Origin of the sequence: Kitasatospora sp. NPDC005751 (assembly GCF_040630835.1) — a bacterium.
GTDB lineage: Bacteria > Actinomycetota > Actinomycetes > Streptomycetales > Streptomycetaceae > Kitasatospora.
Map to the genome: position 1 here is coordinate 30,784 of NZ_JBEXYC010000054.1, position 17,626 is coordinate 48,409.

Sequence of the window (17,626 nt, forward strand, 5' to 3'; positions counted from 1 at the left end):
AGAACATGAGCGCCGACCAACCCGCCCCCTCGAACACCTCCGCCGCCGGCGGCGAGGCGGTCTCCGCCCTGGCCGCCGCCACGGCCGGTGTCCCGCAGACCCCGGCCGCCAGCGCCCCGAAGTCCCCCGCCGCCGCCCGCAAGCGGACCGGCCGGGGCCGGCTCACCGCCCGCCGCTTCGCCCGCAACAGGCTCGCCCTCGTCGGCCTGGCCATCCTGGTCGTGCTGTTCGTGGCCGCGTACGCCGGCCCGTCGTTCAGCACGTACGACTACCGCTTCCACGACTACATGGCCTTCAACGCGCCGCCCGGCGGGAACCACTGGTGGGGGACCAACCAGGGCGGCCAGGACCTCTTCGCGCTGACCATGCGCGGACTGCAGAAGTCGCTGGTGATCGGTCTGCTGGTGGGCGGCATCAGCACCGTGGTCGCGGGCTTCGTCGGCGCCTTCGCCGGCTACTACGGCCGCTGGATCGACAAGGGCCTGACCTGGTTCGTCGACCTGCTGCTGGTCCTGCCGAGCTTCCTGATCATCGCCGTGCTGTCGCCGATCTTCCGCAACTCCAGCTGGCTGATCTTCGTGGTCCTGCTCGCGGCGTTCAGCTGGATGATCACCGCACGGGTGGTCCGCAGCATGACGCTGACGCTGAAGGACCGGGAGTTCGTGAAGGCCGCCAAGTACATGGGCGTCCCCGGCCCGGTCATCATCATCCGGCACATCCTGCCGAACATGGCCTCGCTACTGATCATCGACACGGTGATCCAGGTCGGTGCCGCGGTCATCGGCGAGAGCGGCCTGTCGTTCTTCGGCTTCGGCGTGCAGGCACCGGACGTCTCGCTCGGCACGATCATCGCCGACAACACCACCAACGCGCCGACCTTCCAGTGGCTGTTCTACTTCCCGGCCACCTGCCTGGTGCTGATCGGCATCGCGGTCGCGTTCGTCGGCGACGGTCTGCGCGACGCCTTCGACCCGACCTCCGGCGGGGCGAAGTCGAAGGGGCGCCGCCGCAGGGCCCTCGCCGAGCGCAACGCCGCCCGCCGGGGCGCCACGCTCCCCGGCGGCACCCGGGACGTCGTGGGTTCGTCATGACGGACGCGCTCCAGCCCCCGCAGCCCGACACCAGCACCCCCGGTACCAAGGAAGGACTCCGACCGGTGACCGACACCCGGCTGGACAAGCCGCAGCCCGTACTCGAAGTGACGGACCTTCAGGTCTCCTTCCCCAGCGAGGCCGGCGAGGTCCGCGCCGTCCGCGGCGTCTCCTACGCCGTCCGCCCGGGCGAGGTGCTCGGCATCGTCGGCGAGTCCGGCTCCGGCAAGTCCGTCTCCTCGATGGCCGTGCTCGGGCTGCTGCCCGAAGCCGCGGAGGTCTCCGGTTCGGTCCGGCTCGGCGGCCGTGAGCTGCTCGGCCTGTCCGACAACGAGCTCTCGAAGATCCGCGGCAAGGACATCGGCATGGTCTTCCAGGACCCGCTGTCCGCGCTCACCCCGGTCTACTCGGTCGGCACCCAGATCGTCGAGGCGCTGCGGATCCACCAGGACATGACCAAGGAGCAGGCCCGCACCCGGGCCGTCGAACTCCTGGACGTGGTGGGCATTCCGGACCCGAAGCGCCGGGTGGACAACTTCCCGCACGAGTTCTCCGGCGGCATGCGCCAGCGCGCGATGATCGCCATGGCGATCGCCAACGACCCCAAGGTGATCATCGCCGACGAGCCCACCACCGCCCTCGACGTGACCATCCAGGCGCAGGTCCTGGAGGTCCTGAAGAAGGCCCAGGACGTCACCGGCGCGGCGATCGTGATGATCACCCACGACCTCGGCGTGATCGCCGGCTTCGCCGACCGCGTCCAGGTGATGTACGCGGGCCGGGCCGTCGAGTCCGGCGGTGTCGACGAGGTGTACTACCGCCCGCGGATGCCGTACACCATCGGCCTGCTGGGCTCGATCCCCCGGCTGGACAACACCGGGCGCCGGGCCCTGACCCCGATCGAGGGCACCCCGCCGTCGATGGTCGAGCTGCCCGAGGGCTGCCCGTTCGCGGCCCGCTGCCCGATCGCCGTCGAGCGCTGCCGCGAGGTGGAGCCGGCGCTGTCGGTCAAGGAGGGCAACACCCACCCGACCGCCTGCCACCGCAGCCACGAACTGGCCGGCGCGCTGGACCCCGCCACCATCTACCCCGTGCCCGAACTCCCGGCCGCCGTCACGCTGGAGAGCGTGCCGCGCGAGCAGCGCCCCAAGGTACTGGAGATCGACGGGCTGACCAAGCACTTCCAGCTCACCCAGGGCGCCGTGATCAAGCGCAAGGTGGGCGTGGTCAAGGCGGTGGACGGCATCACGCTGGACATCCGCGAGGGCGAGACGCTCGGCCTGGTCGGCGAGTCCGGCTGCGGCAAGACCACCACCCTGCTGGAGATCCTGGACCTGCCCAGCGGCCAGGCCGGCACCGTCACCGTGTTCGGCAAGGACGTCCGCGGCCTCGGCCGGGCCGACCGCAAGGCGCTGCGCCGGGACATGCAGATCGTGTTCCAGGACCCGATGGCGGCCCTGGACGCCCGGATGCCGATCGGTGACATCCTGGCCGAGCCGCTGCGCACGCACCGCTGGGACAAGGAGCGGATCGCCGCCCGCGTCCCCGAGCTGCTGGAGATGGTCGGCCTCAACCCCGACCACGCCGACCGCTACCCGCAGGAGTTCTCCGGCGGCCAGCGCCAGCGCATCTCGATCGCCCGCGCGCTCGCCCTGGAGCCCCGCCTCGTCATCCTGGACGAGCCGGTCTCCGCCCTCGACGTCTCGATCCAGGCGGGCGTGCTCAACCTGCTGGACGAGCTCAAGGTGAAGCTCGGTCTGAGCTACCTGTTCGTCGCCCACGACCTCTCGGTGGTCCGGCACATCGCCGACCGGATCGCCGTGATGTACCTGGGCCGGATCGTCGAGCTGGGCGACTCCCGGTCCATCTTCGACGCGCCCTCCCACCCGTACACGCAGGCGCTGCTCTCCGCCGTCCCGCTCCCGGACCCGCGCCGGGAACGCGAGCGGACCCGGATCCTGCTCAGCGGCGACCTGCCCAGCCCGGCCAACGTGCCGACCGGGTGCCGGTTCCGCAACCGCTGCCCGAAGCACCCGGCGCTGAGCGAGGCCGAGCAGCAGCGCTGCCGCGACGAGGACCCCGGCAACAGCAGGCTCTCCGACGACCACGTCGCCGCCTGCCACTTCGCCGCCGCCCTCGAAGTGATCTGACCCCACGATCCGACCCCCACGAAAGGGGGCCGGGCCCGGCGGAACAACCCGGTCCGGCCCCACCCGCAAGTCCGCAGTGCCAACCCTCCAGCACCTTCCGCTCCGGCGGCCCGCTGGGTCCATCCACCCTTCCGCACACTCCCTGGGGAATCCCTTGAAGCACACCCGGATCCCGGTCGCGCTGGTCGCCACCGTCGCCACCGCCTCGCTCTGCCTCAGCGCCTGCTCCAGCAGCTCCTCCGGAGGGGACGCCGCTCCCGCCAAGTCCGAGGCCCCGAAGATGACCCAGCGGGCCATGAACGAGAAGGACCGTGCCGACCTGAAGCAGGGCGGCACGCTCAACTGGGCGATCGACCAGCTCTCCAGCCAGTGGAGCCCGCTGGAGGCGGACGGCAACGAGGTCTCCACGACCGACGTCATGAAGGCGCTCATGCCGACCTTCTGGCACTCGGACGCCGGTGGCACCCAGACCCCGAACAAGGACTACCTGCTCGACGCCAAGTCCGAGACCAAGGACGGCAAGCAGGTCGTCACCTGGACCCTCAACCCGAAGGCCAAGTGGAACGACGGCACGCCGATCACCTGGCAGGACCTGGAAGCCAACTGGAAGGCCCAGAACGGCACCAACCCGGAGTTCAAGGCCACCTCGACGACCGGCTTCGACCAGGTCGAGAGCGTCGTCAAGGGTGCCGACGACTACCAGGCGATCATGACCTTCAAGTCGCCGTTCTCCGAGTGGCAGGCGCTGTTCAACAACGCCGCCAACGCGCCGCTGTTCCCGGCCAAGTACGTCGCCACCCCGGACGTCTTCAACACCGCGTACGTCGACAAGATCCCGACCTCGGCGGGCCCGTTCAAGCTCGACAAGATCGACCAGACCGCCAAGACCGTCACCGTCGTCGCCGACCCCGCCTGGTGGGGCCAGAAGCCGCTGCTCGACAAGATCGTCTACAAGGCCATGGACACCAACACCATGCCGCAGGCGTTCCAGAACGGCGAGATCGACTTCTACGACAACGGCCCGGACGCGTCCGGCTTCAAGCAGATCCAGTCCACCGCCGACGGCGAGGTCCGCGAGGCCGGCGGCCCGAACTTCCGCCACTTCATGTTCAACGGCAAGAGCCCGATGCTGACCGACCCCAAGGTCCGCCAGGCGCTCTTCAAGGCCATCGACCGCGAGACCATCGCCAAGTCGGACCTCACCGGCCTGGGCTGGCCGGCCGCCGCGATGAACAACCACTTCCTGGTGCCGAACCAGAACGGCTACAAGGACAACTCGGACGGCCTGAGCAAGTTCGACCCCGAGGCCGCCAAGAAGATGCTCGACGAGGCGGGCTGGAAGATGGACGGCGACGTCCGCAAGAAGGACGGCAAGGAGCTCAACCTCAAGTTCGTCATCCCGGCCGGCGTCACCATCGCCACCAACGAGGGCTCGATGCTCACCCAGATGCTGCAGCAGGTCGGCGTCAAGGTGAACATCTTCACCGCCCCGTCGAACGAGTTCTTCGACAAGTACATCTACAAGTACGACTTCGACATGACGGCGTTCTCGCTGATCGGCACGCCGTTCCCGGCCAGCTCCGCGACCGCGAACTTCAAGACCGACGGCGGCGCCAACTACAGCCAGGTCGGCAGCCCCGAGCTGGACCAGGCGATGGCCGACGCCGCCGCCGCCCAGACCCCCGAGACCGAGTTCGCGGCCATCAACAAGGCCGACGCCGAGGCCTGGAAGGTCGCCGCCCTGGTCACCCTGTACCAGCGCCCCGCCATCTTCGGTGTGAAGAAGTCGGTCGCCAACCTCGGTGCCCCGGGCCTCTCGGACTACCTGTACGAGAACATCGGCTTCACCAAGTAACACGATCCCGGGGCGGGTCGGCCGGAATCCCGGCCGACCCGCCCCGAACCATGTCGGCCGCGGGCACCGTCGCCACTACGGCCGGGGGCGCGCACCCCACGGTTCGGGCACGCCCACCCGCACGTCGAGGTCCCACAGGACGCACTCCTCACCGGGCCGGGCCACGAACGACCAGGCCACGGTGGTGCGGCGCAGCTGTTCCGCCATCGATCCGGCGCGCCGCGCGCTGCCGGCGAGTTCTCCACCCTGCGGATGGTGGTGGAGGAACCGCCCGTAGGCCGTCCGGCAGAAGGCCGCGTAGCGCTCGGTGCAGAGGATCAGCCCGTGCCACGCCTCGTCCACGGCGAACGACGGCATGCCGATGACCTGCCGGTCCAGCATCGCCGCCCCGCAGCAGCGCAGCCACTGGCGCAGCCCGGTCTCGACCAGCTCGCGCGGTTCGAACGGGCACGTCCGGTAGACGGCGGGGGGCAGTTCGAGCGCGTCGACGGCCGCCTGCACGCGGTCGACGCGACGGGAGTACGTTCGTGAGAGCACGCCTGCTCCGTTCCCGGCGGCCGGGCGCTCAGCTGCCGCCGCAGCCGCCGCCGCAACCCCCTCCGCCACAGCCTCCCCCGCCGCAACCGCCGCCGCTGCCGCCGGAATCGCCGCCGCGGTAACGGGACTTCCTCTTCCGGTCCCCGCCGTCCGTCATCGAGCCGGCGATGATGCCGAACAGGACGAGTCCGGCCAGAATGACGATGCCGATGATGATCATCTATCCACTCCCCCAGTTGGCGCCGGACGAGGTGCCTGACGACCTGCGGCGCGCGGATTCCGCCCCGCTCGCACGGGCCCTCGGAATGCGGATCCGGCCGCGCCAGGACGGCCCCCGTCTGCGGCGATACTTCATTATGCTCGGAGGGTCTGACACTGAAACGACGTCAGATCGCCGGTGCGGCAAGCCAGCTGCCGTGCGGAGCCGGCGAGGGTGGGCGAGGACGGAGTCGAACCGTCACAGCCGAAGCGGGGGTGTTACCGACCCCTGGGCCCTCCCGTGCCCAGCTCACCCTCGGCGGAGGCGCCGCGCCGAAAAGGCCGCCTCGGGGACCCTCCCCCGAGGCGGCCCGGCCGGCGGCCGACGGGCGCACTACGAGGACGTCCCCCGGATCCAGGAGCACCGGAAGCGCTGACACGGGGAGCGGGTGAAGGCGTGCACGGTCGCGCTCCTTCCTGGTGGTTCGGCGCGATGCGCCCACTGTGACGCCCGCCCGGCGGACGGGGCAACCGACTTACGACGACACCGCCCGGCCCGTCGCCGCGGACGACGCACGGACCGGGCGACCGGGGTCAGGGGTGCTCACCGGGCGGCCGGGCCCGCCGCGGCCGCGTGCCGGGCACGGGCGAGCGTCGGATAGCGGACCGTGAACAGGAGCGGCAGGACGAACGTGGCGACGGTGAGCAGGGTGCGGGCGTCGCCCGCGTCCGGCCGGTAGTGGCGCAGCAGCGCGCCACCGAGGCCGGCGAGGGTGAACGCGGCCGCCCACACCGCGGTGATGACGCGGTTGACCCGGAGGAACAGCGGACTCTTCCAGACGTGCTCGGGGGTCTGGGTGCGGGCGATGCCGAGGGTGAAGGGCCGGCCGAGCGCGAGCGAGCCCCAGGCGGTGGCCGCCAGCCAGAGCGAGGACAGCGGCGGGCCGTAGTGGGCGACGGCGGTGGAGTCGGGCGCGGCGAAGGCGGCGCAGGTGTAGCCGGCCAGGAAGACGACGGCACTGGCCTCGATCACCAGGGCGTCCCAGCCCCGGCCGGCGCGGCGCTGGGTCACCACGAGCGCGAGGGCCAGCAGGAGGCCGGTGAGCGCGGCCCAGCGGAGGTCGACGGTGCCGGTGAGGACCGCGACGGCGATCCACGGGGCAAAACTGCGGAGGTGGCCCATGACGATGTCTCCCCTGTTGAACGTGCGATGCGGTGTCGAGCGTGCGATGCGGTGTCGAGCGTGCGGTCCGGTGTCGAGCGTGCGATCCGGTGTCGATCGTGCGGTCCGCTGTCGATCGGCGCCGCGGGCGGTCGCTCCGCCCGGCAATCCCTCAGCCTGTCAAGCACCCGCTCTCGGCGGAACGGGCAGAGAGTGCAAGACTTGATGCAGGAAACTGCACGGACCCGGGGGCGGCCATGAGTTTGCAGAGCTTGGGTCTGACGGACGACCAGGAGCGCGTCTACCGCTACGTGCTGCGTACCCGGCCGGGCGATCCCGACACCGCGGGCGCGGACCTGGGCCTGCCCGATGTGCGGGCGGTCCTCGAGGAGTTGCGGGACCTGGGGCTGCTCGACGCGACGCTGGCCCCGCTGCCGCCCGCGGCCGCCGTCGACCTGCTCGTCCGCCGCCGCGTGGAGCACACCTCCCGTGAACTGGCCCGGCTCGACTCCGCGTTCGACGTGGTGTGGGAGCTCGCCGAGGAGGCCCGCCACGGTCGCCGCGTCGAGCTCGTCGAGCGCATCAGGGACACCGCGCAGGTCACCCACCGGATCCGCACGATGCCGGGACGCGTCGAGACGCTGAACGCCAAACCGCTGCCCCGCAGCGGGGTTCCGCTCCGCGACGAAACGGCCCTCCGGTTCCGGCGGGCGCTCGCCGACGGGATGGCCTGCCGCACCCTCGTCAGCACGGCGGCGCTCGACCGGCCCGAGCAGATGGCCTACGCCCGGCACTGGCACGACCTGGGCGACGTCCACCGCGTGACGCCCGAACCGTTCCGCCGGCTGCTCATCGTCGACCGGCGGGTCGCCTTCGTCCGCCTCGACCCCGCCCGGCCGGAGTCGGACACCCTGCAGATCGGCCAACCCGGGATCGTCGCCGCGCTGGTCGACCTCTTCGAAGGGCTCTGGACCCGCGCCACCGACCTCGACCACCTCGACCTCACCACCGTCGAGGCCCAGGTCCTGCGCACCCTGAGCGAGCACAGCAAGGACGAGAACGCGGCCCGCGAGCTGAACATCTCCCTGCGCAAGTACCGCACCCACGTCGCCGGTCTGATGACCCGCCTCGGCGCCACCACCCGCTTCCAGGCCGCCCTGCGCGCCAAGGAGCGCGGCTGGCTGTGAACCCGGGGCGGGCCCGGAGCCGGGCCCGGGACGGGCGTCGACGCGCCTGCGCCGCCAGGGCGGTCCCACTGGATAGCGTGACCGGCGAGAACCACGGACAGCCACCAGGAGGACACGCAATGTCAGATCCGGCGAAGCGCCGCATCTTCTCCATGCTGGACACGGACGGCGACGGCGTCATCTCGCGGGCGGAGTACGCCGCCCGGGTCGACCGGGCGGCCGCGGCCGTGGGGCGCGACGCCCGGGACCCGCTCGTCGTCGCGGCCCGGACCGCCCACGAGGAGGTCTGGCGCCAGATGGACGCCGACCACGATTCCCGCGTCACCTTCGAGGAGTACCGCTCCTGGGCGGGACACGACGCGTTCGAGGCGACCTGCCGGCCCGCCCTCGGCTCGCTGTTCGACCTCGCCGACGCCGACGCCGACGGCCGCCTCACCCGCGAGGAGTTCAGCCGGCTGCGCACCGCGACCGGGAACGCGGAGGGCGACGTCGACGCGGCCTTCGACGCCCTCGACCCCGACGGCGGCGGCACCGTCGACCGCGACACCTACCTGGCGGCCATCCGGGACTTCCTCACCACCGGCACCTCCTCGATGGCGAGCGTGTACGGCGACGGCCGACCCGCGCCGGCGCCGGTCCCGTCCCCCTGAGCCACTCGCCCCGGGCCGGTGGTCCGGCCGGTTCGTGCTCACCGAGGGGTCTCAGCGCTTGATCTCGATCCGGTCGATGGTGACCGCCTCAAGCGGCCGGTCGTTCGCGTCGGTGGCCACCGAGCCGAGTTCGGCCACGACCTTCTCGGAGGCGGCGTCCGCGACCTTGCCGAAGATCGTGTGCTTGAAGTTCAGCCAGGCGGCCGGTCCCAGGGTGATGAAGAACTGGGAGCCGTTGGTGCCGGGGCCGGAGTTGGCCATGGCGAGCAGGTAGGGCTTGTCGAAGACGAGGTCAGGGTAGCGCTCGTCGCCGAAGGTGTACCCGGGGCCGCCGCGACCGGTTCCGGTCGGGTCGCCCGCCTGGATCATGAACCCGTCGATGATCCGGTGGACGGGGGTGCCGTCGTAGTACGGGCCGCTGATCGGCTCGTCGGTACGCGGGTCCGTCGCCCCCTCCCGGGTGCCTTCGGCGAGCTCCACGAAGTTGCGCACCGTCTTCGGCGCCTGGTTCGGGAACAGCTCCACGGTGATGGCACCGTGGCTGGTGTGGATCACAGCGTTCTTGGCGTCGGCCATGTCGGGACTCCTCACATCGTGACGCTCCGGACGCGAGCGACGCCCTCAGGCTATCCGTCCGGAGGACCGCTCCGTCCCGGGGTGGATCACACCGCCGGCGCCCGTCCGCGACCGGGTCGGCACCGGCTCCCCTGCCCGACGGCCGCGGCCGCGTCGGCGCGCCGAGCGCGCTGCCGCCGACCGCACGCCCGAGCCGCCGGGGATGCGGTTGGGCATTGACTCGGCAGGCGGCGGAGCCGATGATGCAACCCGAGGACGCGGTCCGGGCGCTACCGGCGGGTGGGAGAGTCCGCCCGGCGCCACCCCGGCCGTCCGTACGGAGGGTGGGGCGCCGGTGTTCCGGCGAGGTTCTGGGGGGCTTGCGAAGAGGAGGCTTTCCGTGACCGCTCCGACCGCCCGTCTGGCCCCCGCGGCCTATCTGCGCTGCTTCCCCTTCGACCCCCGGGGCATGGCCGCCCACCGCGAGGCCCTGCGGCGCTTCGCCAACCGCCTCGGCCTGCTCGCCCCCATCCTCTACTTCGACAACGGCGCCCCCTCCGCGGGCGTGCGCCCGCAGTTGGAGCTGCTGACCAGGTCCGTCCTCGACGGGCAGCACCGGATCGTGCTCGTGCCGGGCACGTGGGTGTTCTCCACCGACGAGCGACTGGCGCGGCTGATCACGTCCGCGTTCGCGGGTGCGAACTGTCGCACGGTCAAGCTGCCGGACCGCTTCGTGTCGATACCCCGCCCCCGGTCGGGGTCGGGGTCTGGAGCGCGGGCGGCCTGAGACCGACCGCGCGGGCGGGGCATTCGGCCCCGCCCGCACCCGCCCGCGCCCGCCCGCGCGGGTCAGCCGGTGGCGGTGGAGACCACCACGAGCTCGCCGACCGCCTCTTCGAGCGTGCCGCGGGCCTGCGCCGGCAGCGGGTCGTCGGTGATGAAGCAGTCGATCTCGGCGAGTTCCGCGAAGCTGCTCAGACCGATCACCCCCCACTTGGTGTGGTCCGCGACCACCACGGTCCGGCGGGCGGAGCCGATCATGGCGCGGTTGGCCTGCGCCTCGGCCAGGTTGGGCGTGGTCAGGCCCGCCCGTTCCGAGACGCCGTGCGCGCCCAGGATCAGCAGGTCCACGTGGAGGGAGCGGATCGTCTGCTCGGCCAGGGCGCCGACCAGGGCGGCCGAGCGGGTGGGCGATCCACCGGTCAGCAGCAGCGAGGGGGTGCTCGCCCCGGCGTCGCGGCCGGCCGCCCACACCAGGTCGGCGATCGCGAGCGAGTTGGTGACGATGGTCAGCTGCGGCACCTTGAGCAGCCTGGACGCCACCGCGAAGGTCGTGGTGCCGGCGGAGAGCGCGACGACGTTGCCGGGCTCCACCCGTGCGGCGGCGGCGTCCGCGATGGCGGCCTTGGCGGCCTCCTCCAGCGAGGACTTCGCCTCGAAGCCCGGCTCGTCGGTGCTGGAGGCGCCGATCGCCACGGCGCCGCCGTGCACCTTCTGCACCGTTCCCCGGCGGGCCAGGGTGTCCAGGTCGCGGCGGATGGTCATGTCCGACACCCCGAGCTGTTCGACCAGCTCGGCGACCCGCATCGCGCCACGACGGCGCACGGCCTCCAGGATCAGTGCCTGACGCTGTGGTGCCAGCATCCCTTGATCGGTCACGAGCTCCCCTGACGACCTGGGCGGGCATCGATGTCCCGCTACGTCCAGAGGGCAGGCTACCGCCGGAACGATCAGAAACCGACAGCCGGGCCCCCGGGGGCCGCCCCCGGCCTCCCGGGGCCGGGGGCAGGGGGCTCGGAGGGCTCGGGGCGCCCTGCGGCGGCGGGCCGCCGGGCCGGCCGCCAGACCCCCGACCCGGCCGCCACCTGCGTCTACGCGGCGAGTTCGCGAAGCCGGCGGGCGGCGTCCTCGGAGCACAGGTCGTTGACGAAGGCGTCGGCCCCGGGCCCCACGCCGGCCGGGTACGTGAGCCGGTCCGCCGTCCGGCGGACGGTGGACAGTTCGAGGTGCGGGGCCGGCTCCGCCCCGCCCCGCTCGGGGGCCTGGTGCCGGGCGGCGACATGGGGAGTGGGGCCGGCCGGCCCGCTCCGCCGTGGCAGAGGCGGGCGGAGCGGCACAGCAAGTCCAGCTAGAAGGTGGGGAGTTCGGCCCGTTCGTGCGAGTCGAGGCAGGTGAGGCCGGGCACCCGGCGATTGGGGTGGAGGTGGACTTCGTAGGGCCGGCGGGCGGCGAACGGGACGAAGGCGCTCTCGAGTTCGCCGTTGACGACCAGGCGGCGGGTGTCGACGCCTTCGACGGCGTCCGGCAGGGCGGACAGTGCGGCGGTCGGTCCAGGCGTCCAGGACGAGGCGGGCCCGCTCCTCGGGGAGGTCGGCGAAGGAGGTGTCGTGGTCGGGTGGGTGGTGGGTGCGGCCCTGGCGCTGTGCGGCGATGGTGACCCAGTCGCCGGCCACCGGGTCGAGTCTGGTTTCGGAGTCGCCCGGGGTGGGTTCGAGCGGGCGGCTGTCGGCGGTGTCGCGGCCGGTCCCGGCCTCGACGTCGTAGTGGATGAGCTCGCGGCGGTCCGCGAGCTTGGTGACCATCCCGTGCACGCCGGCATCCCTCGCGGACGGTTCTGTCGGGACGCGCGGCGCGGTGGAACGGTGGGCGGCCGACGGCAGGTGGTCCCCGACCGCGCCGCCCGGGCGGCCGGCGTCGCCGGTGCACTCGCTCATGATGCGCCTCCCGCAGGAATCTCCTCTCCATTAACGCACAGCATTAAACCGAAGTCCCCACAATGCAACAACCTTTCATCGGGCGACTCGTCGGATCACGGCTGAACGATCGGATCTGGCTGATTCTGTGGCTCTTTGGTGGATCCCCCTCGCCCAGTGTCAACAATGACGCCATGAGCCTCGACGACGCATTCGCCTCCCCCCTCCGCTGGGCGCCCGCCCCGGCCGCCTGCTCCCTGGCCGGCCACGTCCTGTCCGTCACCGCCGCCCCCCGCACCGACGTCTTCACCGACCCGCTCACCGGCGAGGCCAGGCGCAACGCCGCGACGGCGCTGGTCGACCCGCCGGACGGGGACTGGCAGTTCTCGGCCCGGCTCCGGGTCGGGTTCCGGGCCCCGTGGGACGCGGGCGCCCTCATCGTCCGGTCGGACGCCGACCACTGGGCGAAGCTCAACTTCGAGCAGTCACCGGACGGAGCGCCGAGCGTCTACTCGGTGGTCACCCGCGGGCGCTCGGACGACGCGGTCGCGGGACCGGTCGAGGGCGACGCACTGTGGCTGCGGATCAGCCGGATCGCGCCGGCGTTCGCCTTCCACGTCTCCTCCGACGGCCGTACCTGGCGTCTGATCAGGCAGTTCGCCCTGGACGGGCCGGCTCCCGTCCGGGTCGGCCTCGAGGTCCAGTCGCCGGTCGGCGAGGGCTGCCGCGTCGACTTCGACGACATCCGCCTGACGCCCACCCGGCTGGCCCACCTGTTCGACGGCCGCTGAGCCCGCCGGCGGGCGCGGCCCGCCGACCCTCGGAGAATCCCCCGGAAACCCACACGTTCGGACCACAACGCACACCAGGATCCCCCGGCGCACCCGGGGGATCCTGTCGCTTCCGCGGGCGGCACCGCCGATTCCGTCACGGAGAAGTGATGAACCAGTGACGCGGAGTTTACCGGACGGGCCGATTCGTCCCGTCCGGGCGCAACTTGGACGAAACCCTTGACACCGCCGGACAGCACTCCGAGACTCTCCGTCGACCGCTTGTTTGCGCCAACATCCCCGCGACGGACGCGCTGGGGGCGCCGACAGACGGTTACTCCCCGGTCATCCTCCGGACGCCGCGGACGGGACGACGGGACTGCCCACAAGGCCGCCCCCGGCCTGTCGATCCGGCGCGCAAGCTCCTTCACCGGGAACGAGTTCCCCTGCGCCGCGCCGCTCCACCGGCCCGCCGTCCTCGACCCCGCACGACGAAATTCCACCCCCACCCAAGATGCCCGCACGACAGTCCCGCCCCCACCGCATTCGCCGTGCGCGGGAACTCGACGTCAGGCATGCCCTGGAACAGGGTGCCTGACAGCACGTCGGCCCTGGCGGTTCCGCGCCACCAGGACCGGACGCGGCCGTCACGCGCGCATCTGCGAGACCCAGAGGTATGAAGTCATGCCGCGATTGAGAACGATCCTGTTCGGCGCCCTGCTGGCGCTGCTCCTCCCCCTCTTCCAGGGCGTCGGCACCGCCCAGGCGGCCACGGTGACGATCACCAACGGCACCCAGTTCGCCGACACCGCCGGGAACCCGGTGCACGCCCACGGCGGCGGCGTCATCAAGGTCGGCACGTACTACTACTGGTTCGGCGAGGACCGCAACGCCGACAACACCTTCCGCTACGTCTCCAGCTACCGCTCCCGCGACCTCCGGACCTGGGAGTTCCGCGGCCACGTGCTGAGCCAGGCCACCGACCCGGAGCTGCAGTACGCCGTGATCGAGCGGCCCAAGGTGATGTACAACGCCGCCACCGGCCAGTTCGTCATGTGGATGCACAAGGAGAACGGCGCGGACTACGGCGAGGCCCGGGCCGCGGTGGCCGTCTCCCCCACCGTCGACGGCAGCTACACCTGGCGCGGCAGCTTCCGGCCGCTGGGTGAGATGTCCCGAGACATCACCACCTTCGTGGACGACGACGGCACGGGGTACATGATCTCCGCCGCCAACGAGAACCGGGACCTGCACGTCTACCGGCTCACCGCCGACTACACCGGCATCGACGCCCAGGTGCAGAGCCTGTGGAACGGCCAGTCCCGCGAGGCGCCGGCGATGTTCAAGCGCGACGGCGTCTACTTCCTGCTCTCCTCCCACGCCACCGGCTGGGCGCCCAACCAGCAGAAGTACGGCACCGCCACCAGCGTCACCGGCTCCTGGAGCGACCTCCAGGACATCGGCGACTCCGTCACCTACTCCAGCCAGACCGCCTTCGTGCTGCCCGTCCAGGGCAGCGGCGGCACCGGCTACCTGTACATGGGCGACCGCTGGGGCAACGCCAGCGGCGGGACGGTCAACGACTCCCAGTACGTCTGGCTGCCGCTGACGTTCCCGACCGCCACCACCATGACCATGGGCTACTCCCCGCAGATCACCGTGAACGCCGCCACCGGCGTCGTCGCCGGCATGAAGGCCACCTGGGAGAGCCTGACGGGCCGCCAGAGCGGCAAGTGCGTCGACGTGCGGGACTACTCCTTCGCCCGGGCGGGCCAGCTCATCCAGTGGGGTTGCGGCAACGGCGCCAACCAGAACTTCTGGATCAAGAACCTCGGCACCGGCTACGCCCAGATCATGGCCCGACACAGCGGACAGTGTCTCGACATCGCCGACGCGTCGACCGCCGACGGCGCGCTCGCCGTCCAGAACCCCTGCGACGGCCGGCCGTCCCAGCAGTGGCAGGTCCAGAAGGTCACCGGTGCCACGGGCTACGTCCGCCTGATCGCCCGGCACAGCGGCAAGTGCCTGGACGTGACCAACCAGGCCACCGCCGACGGCACCGCGCTGGAGCAGTGGACCTGCGGCACCGGCACCAACCAGCAGTGGAAGCGCACCACGGCCTGACCGGAGCCCCCCGACGAAGCCCCTCCACCACCACCGTGTCCGGCGGAGGGGCTTCGCCCTGCCCGACCACCATCAGCCCAGGAGGACCCGTGTCCCTGCGCAAGCAACCCACCGGCCGCGCCGGCAGAGCCCGCACCCGCCGGTCCCGCACCGGCCTCGGCGCCGTCGTCACCGCCGCCGCGGCCCTGGCGGCCGGCACACTGAGCGCCCCGCCGGCCTTCGCCGACGAAGCCGCCGCGCACGTCACCGTCCGGCTCGACCCCGGCTACCAGCAGCAGCCGTTCCAGGGCTGGGGAACCTCCCTCGCCTGGTTCGCCAACGTCACCGGCGGGTGGCCGGAGGCCGAACGCTCCCAGCTCGCCGACGACCTCTTCGGCCCGGACGGCCTCGGCTTCACCGTCGCCCGCTACAACATCGGCGGCGGCGACAGCCCCGAGACGACGCCCTACCTGCGCCCGGGCGCCGCCGTGCCGGGGTACTGGAACCGCCCCGCGGCGTTCGGCCCGCCGGCCTCCGGCACGGCCGGCTGGACCGAGCCCGCCGACTGGTGGAACCCGGCCGACCCCACCCACTGGAACGCCGCCGCCGACGCCAACCAGCAGTGGTGGCTCAAGGCCGCGAAGACCCGCGGCGCGGACACCTTCGAGGCCTTCTCCAACTCCGCGCCCTACTTCATGACCAGGAGCGGGCTGGTCTCCGGCGCGGCCAACAGCTGGGAGGACAACCTCCGCCCCGACCAGTACGACCGCTTCGCCGCCTACCTGGCCGGGTCCCTCCAGCGGGCCCAGACCGCCACCGGCGTGACCTTCGGTGCCCTCTCCCCGATGAACGAGCCGAGCACCTCCTACTGGGGCGCCGGCGGCAGGCAGGAGGGCTCCCACTGGGACGTCGCCTCGCAGGCCCACCTGGTCACCGCGCTGCGCGGCGCACTGGACGCGGCCGGCGTGAGCACCCCGGTCTCGGCGATGGACGAGACCAGGCCCGACCTGTTCCGCTCCGACTGGGACTCCTACGCACCGGCGGTGCGCTCGACCGTGGGCAAGCTCAACACCCACACGTACGAGACCGGCGGCCGCACCGGAGCGCGCGACATCGCCAAGGGCGCCGGCAAGCCGCTCTGGATGTCCGAGGTCGACCTCGGGGGCACCGTCCCGCAGAGCTTCACCGACATGTCGCCCGCCCTCGACTTCGCCCAGCACGTCACCGACGACATCCGAGAACTGGAGCCGAGCGCCTGGGTGATGTGGCAGGCCGTCGAGGACTACGCCAACATGACGCCCGCCCACGAGAACGCCAACTGGGGCCTCGTCCAAGTGGACTTCACCTCCACGAACCCGGGCGCCGAGCCGATCCGCAAGAACAAGAAGTACTGGGCCATGGCCAACTACAGCCGCTTCATCCGGCCCGGGGCCCGGGTGATCACCACCGACTCCGCGAACGCCCTCGCCGCCCTGCGCCCCGGCGGCACGGGCACGGTGGCGGTCTACACCAACCCCACCGGCGCGCCGCAGAGCGTCACCCTCGACCTGGCGGCCTTCCAGAGCGTCAGCACCACCACCCCCGTCGAGCGCTACACCACCGACGCCGGAAAGAACCTGCAGCGCGACGGCGACCTGCGGGCCACCGCCGCCAAGACGCTCACCACCACGGTGGGCCCGGGCTCGGTGACCACCTTCGTCATCCCCGGCGCCACCGGCACCGACGCCGCGGTGACCGCCGCCGCCCCCACCGGGCAGGTGCGGCAGCTCGTCAACGACAACAGCGGCCTGGCGCTGTCGGCGGCCGCGAGCGCACAGGGCGGCCCCGTCCAGCACCCCGCCGACCCGGCCGACCCGGCGCAGCAGTGGAAGTTCACCAAGGTCTCCGGCGGCTCCGACAACACGGCCGCCTACCGCCTGACCAACACGGCGAACGGCAAGGCCCTGACCGCCACGGCCACCCCGGGCACGCTCGGCTTCGCGGCGGCCAACTCGTCCACGCAGCAGCTGTGGATGCTCTCCACCAACGGCGACGGCCACGGCACCCTGGTCAACAAGGCGACGGGCGACCTGCTCGACGTCACGGGCGCGTCCACGGGTGACGGGGCTCCGGTGGGGGTCTACCGGCCCACGACCGGGAGCAACCAGTCCTGGAACCTGCGCAGCGCGGCCCCCGACAGCTGGAAGGCGCTCCAGCTGCGGAGCAGCGGCAAGTGCGCCGACGTCCCCGGCGCCCCCGGCACGGCCGGCGCGCCCGCCGTGCAGTCCACCTGCAACGGCACCACCGGCCAGCAGTGGTCGCTGCGGGCGAGCAGCCCCGGCTACGTGAACGTGGTCGCGCGGGGCAGCGGGCAGTGCCTGGACGTCACCGGGGCCTCGACCGCCGACGGCGCCCCGCTGGTGCGGTACACCTGCAACGGCGGCGCCAACCAGGAGTGGTCGGTGCGCAGCACGGGCAGCGGCTACCTCACCCTGCTGGCGCGGCACAGCGGGAAGTGCCTGGACATCTCGGGGGCCTCGACCGCCGACGGCGCCCCGCTGGTGCAGAACACCTGCGGCGGCGGCCGCAGTCAGCAGATCAAGCTGAGCTGACGGCCGGGTGCCGGGCCGCGGGGGGGGGTGGGCGGGGGGACGTAGGGAGAGGTGAGGGGAGTGGAAAAGATGTGAAACAGATGT

14 protein-coding genes and 1 pseudogene are annotated in these 17,626 nt (G+C 72.1%); 9 read left to right on the top strand and 6 right to left on the bottom strand.

The window, feature by feature from the left end:
- The first annotated feature begins 5 nt into the window (after positions 1-5).
- The 3 genes from ABZ497_RS30250 to ABZ497_RS30260 all read left to right on the top strand — a co-directional run bounded on the left by ABZ497_RS30250 (position 6) and on the right by ABZ497_RS30260 (position 5,096).
- Entirely contained in the window at positions 6-1,091 is a 1,086-nt protein-coding gene (locus tag ABZ497_RS30250) for an ABC transporter permease (RefSeq protein WP_359809761.1), read from the top strand.
- On the top strand, positions 1,088-3,241 hold the full coding sequence (locus ABZ497_RS30255; RefSeq protein ID WP_352297084.1) for an ABC transporter ATP-binding protein: 2,154 nt from the start codon (positions 1,088-1,090) through the stop codon (positions 3,239-3,241). Before ABZ497_RS30250 ends, ABZ497_RS30255 begins: the two co-directional genes overlap by 4 nt.
- A 154-nt stretch (positions 3,242-3,395) precedes the next feature.
- A complete protein-coding gene (locus ABZ497_RS30260) occupies positions 3,396-5,096 on the top strand; it encodes an ABC transporter family substrate-binding protein (protein WP_359809763.1) in 1,701 nt (566 codons plus the stop codon).
- Positions 5,097-5,171: 75 nt separating this feature from the next.
- On the opposite strand, the gene ABZ497_RS30265 is transcribed toward ABZ497_RS30260, so the two are convergent.
- The 3 genes from ABZ497_RS30265 to ABZ497_RS30275 all read right to left on the bottom strand — a co-directional run bounded on the left by ABZ497_RS30265 (position 5,172) and on the right by ABZ497_RS30275 (position 7,014).
- Positions 5,172-5,633 carry a hypothetical protein gene (locus ABZ497_RS30265; protein WP_359809765.1) on the bottom strand — a complete coding sequence of 154 codons (462 nt, stop codon included), beginning with the start codon at positions 5,631-5,633 and terminating at the stop codon, positions 5,172-5,174.
- Between the two features lie 28 nt (positions 5,634-5,661).
- A complete protein-coding gene (locus ABZ497_RS30270; protein ID WP_359809767.1) occupies positions 5,662-5,853 on the bottom strand; it encodes a hypothetical protein in 192 nt (63 codons plus the stop codon).
- 582 nt (positions 5,854-6,435) lie between these two features.
- Positions 6,436-7,014, bottom strand: a complete 579-nt coding sequence (locus ABZ497_RS30275; protein ID WP_329491616.1) for a hypothetical protein — start codon at positions 7,012-7,014, stop codon at positions 6,436-6,438.
- A 236-nt stretch (positions 7,015-7,250) separates the two neighbouring features.
- On the opposite strand from ABZ497_RS30275, the gene ABZ497_RS30280 reads away from it, so the two are divergent.
- Positions 7,251-8,180 (top strand): hypothetical protein, encoded by a 930-nt coding sequence (locus ABZ497_RS30280; RefSeq protein WP_359809769.1) that lies wholly within the window; start codon positions 7,251-7,253, stop codon positions 8,178-8,180.
- Positions 8,181-8,299: 119 nt separating this feature from the next.
- Entirely contained in the window at positions 8,300-8,830 is a 531-nt protein-coding gene (locus tag ABZ497_RS30285) for an EF-hand domain-containing protein (RefSeq protein WP_329491614.1), read from the top strand.
- 51 nt (positions 8,831-8,881) lie between these two features.
- On the opposite strand, the gene ABZ497_RS30290 is transcribed toward ABZ497_RS30285, so the two are convergent.
- The gene (locus ABZ497_RS30290; RefSeq protein WP_329491613.1) at positions 8,882-9,406 is read right to left on the bottom strand and encodes a peptidylprolyl isomerase; all 525 of its coding nucleotides are present in this window, start codon (positions 9,404-9,406) and stop codon (positions 8,882-8,884) included.
- Between the two features lie 379 nt (positions 9,407-9,785).
- Here ABZ497_RS30290 and ABZ497_RS30295 point away from each other — a divergent pair, with 379 nt between their 5' ends.
- On the top strand, positions 9,786-10,172 hold the full coding sequence (locus ABZ497_RS30295; protein WP_359809771.1) for a hypothetical protein: 387 nt from the start codon (positions 9,786-9,788) through the stop codon (positions 10,170-10,172).
- 62 nt (positions 10,173-10,234) lie between these two features.
- Here ABZ497_RS30295 and ABZ497_RS30300 read toward each other — a convergent pair whose 3' ends face one another.
- Both ABZ497_RS30300 and ABZ497_RS30305 read right to left on the bottom strand, forming a co-directional pair.
- Positions 10,235-11,044, bottom strand: a complete 810-nt coding sequence (locus ABZ497_RS30300) for a DeoR/GlpR family DNA-binding transcription regulator (RefSeq protein ID WP_359809773.1) — start codon at positions 11,042-11,044, stop codon at positions 10,235-10,237.
- 212 nt (positions 11,045-11,256) lie between these two features.
- Positions 11,257-11,967: pseudogene (locus tag ABZ497_RS30305) on the bottom strand (hypothetical protein).
- Positions 11,968-12,272: 305 nt separating this feature from the next.
- Here ABZ497_RS30305 and ABZ497_RS30310 point away from each other — a divergent pair.
- From ABZ497_RS30310 to ABZ497_RS30320, 3 genes are all read left to right on the top strand, one after another.
- The gene (locus tag ABZ497_RS30310; protein ID WP_359809775.1) at positions 12,273-12,869 is read left to right on the top strand and encodes a DUF1349 domain-containing protein; all 597 of its coding nucleotides are present in this window, start codon (positions 12,273-12,275) and stop codon (positions 12,867-12,869) included.
- 663 nt (positions 12,870-13,532) lie between these two features.
- Positions 13,533-14,972, top strand: a complete 1,440-nt coding sequence (locus tag ABZ497_RS30315) for an RICIN domain-containing protein (protein WP_359809777.1) — start codon at positions 13,533-13,535, stop codon at positions 14,970-14,972.
- Between the two features lie 89 nt (positions 14,973-15,061).
- Complete coding sequence (locus tag ABZ497_RS30320) at positions 15,062-17,542, top strand: RICIN domain-containing protein (RefSeq protein ID WP_359809778.1); 2,481 nt, start codon at positions 15,062-15,064, stop codon at positions 17,540-17,542.
- Positions 17,543-17,626: the final 84 nt, after the last annotated feature.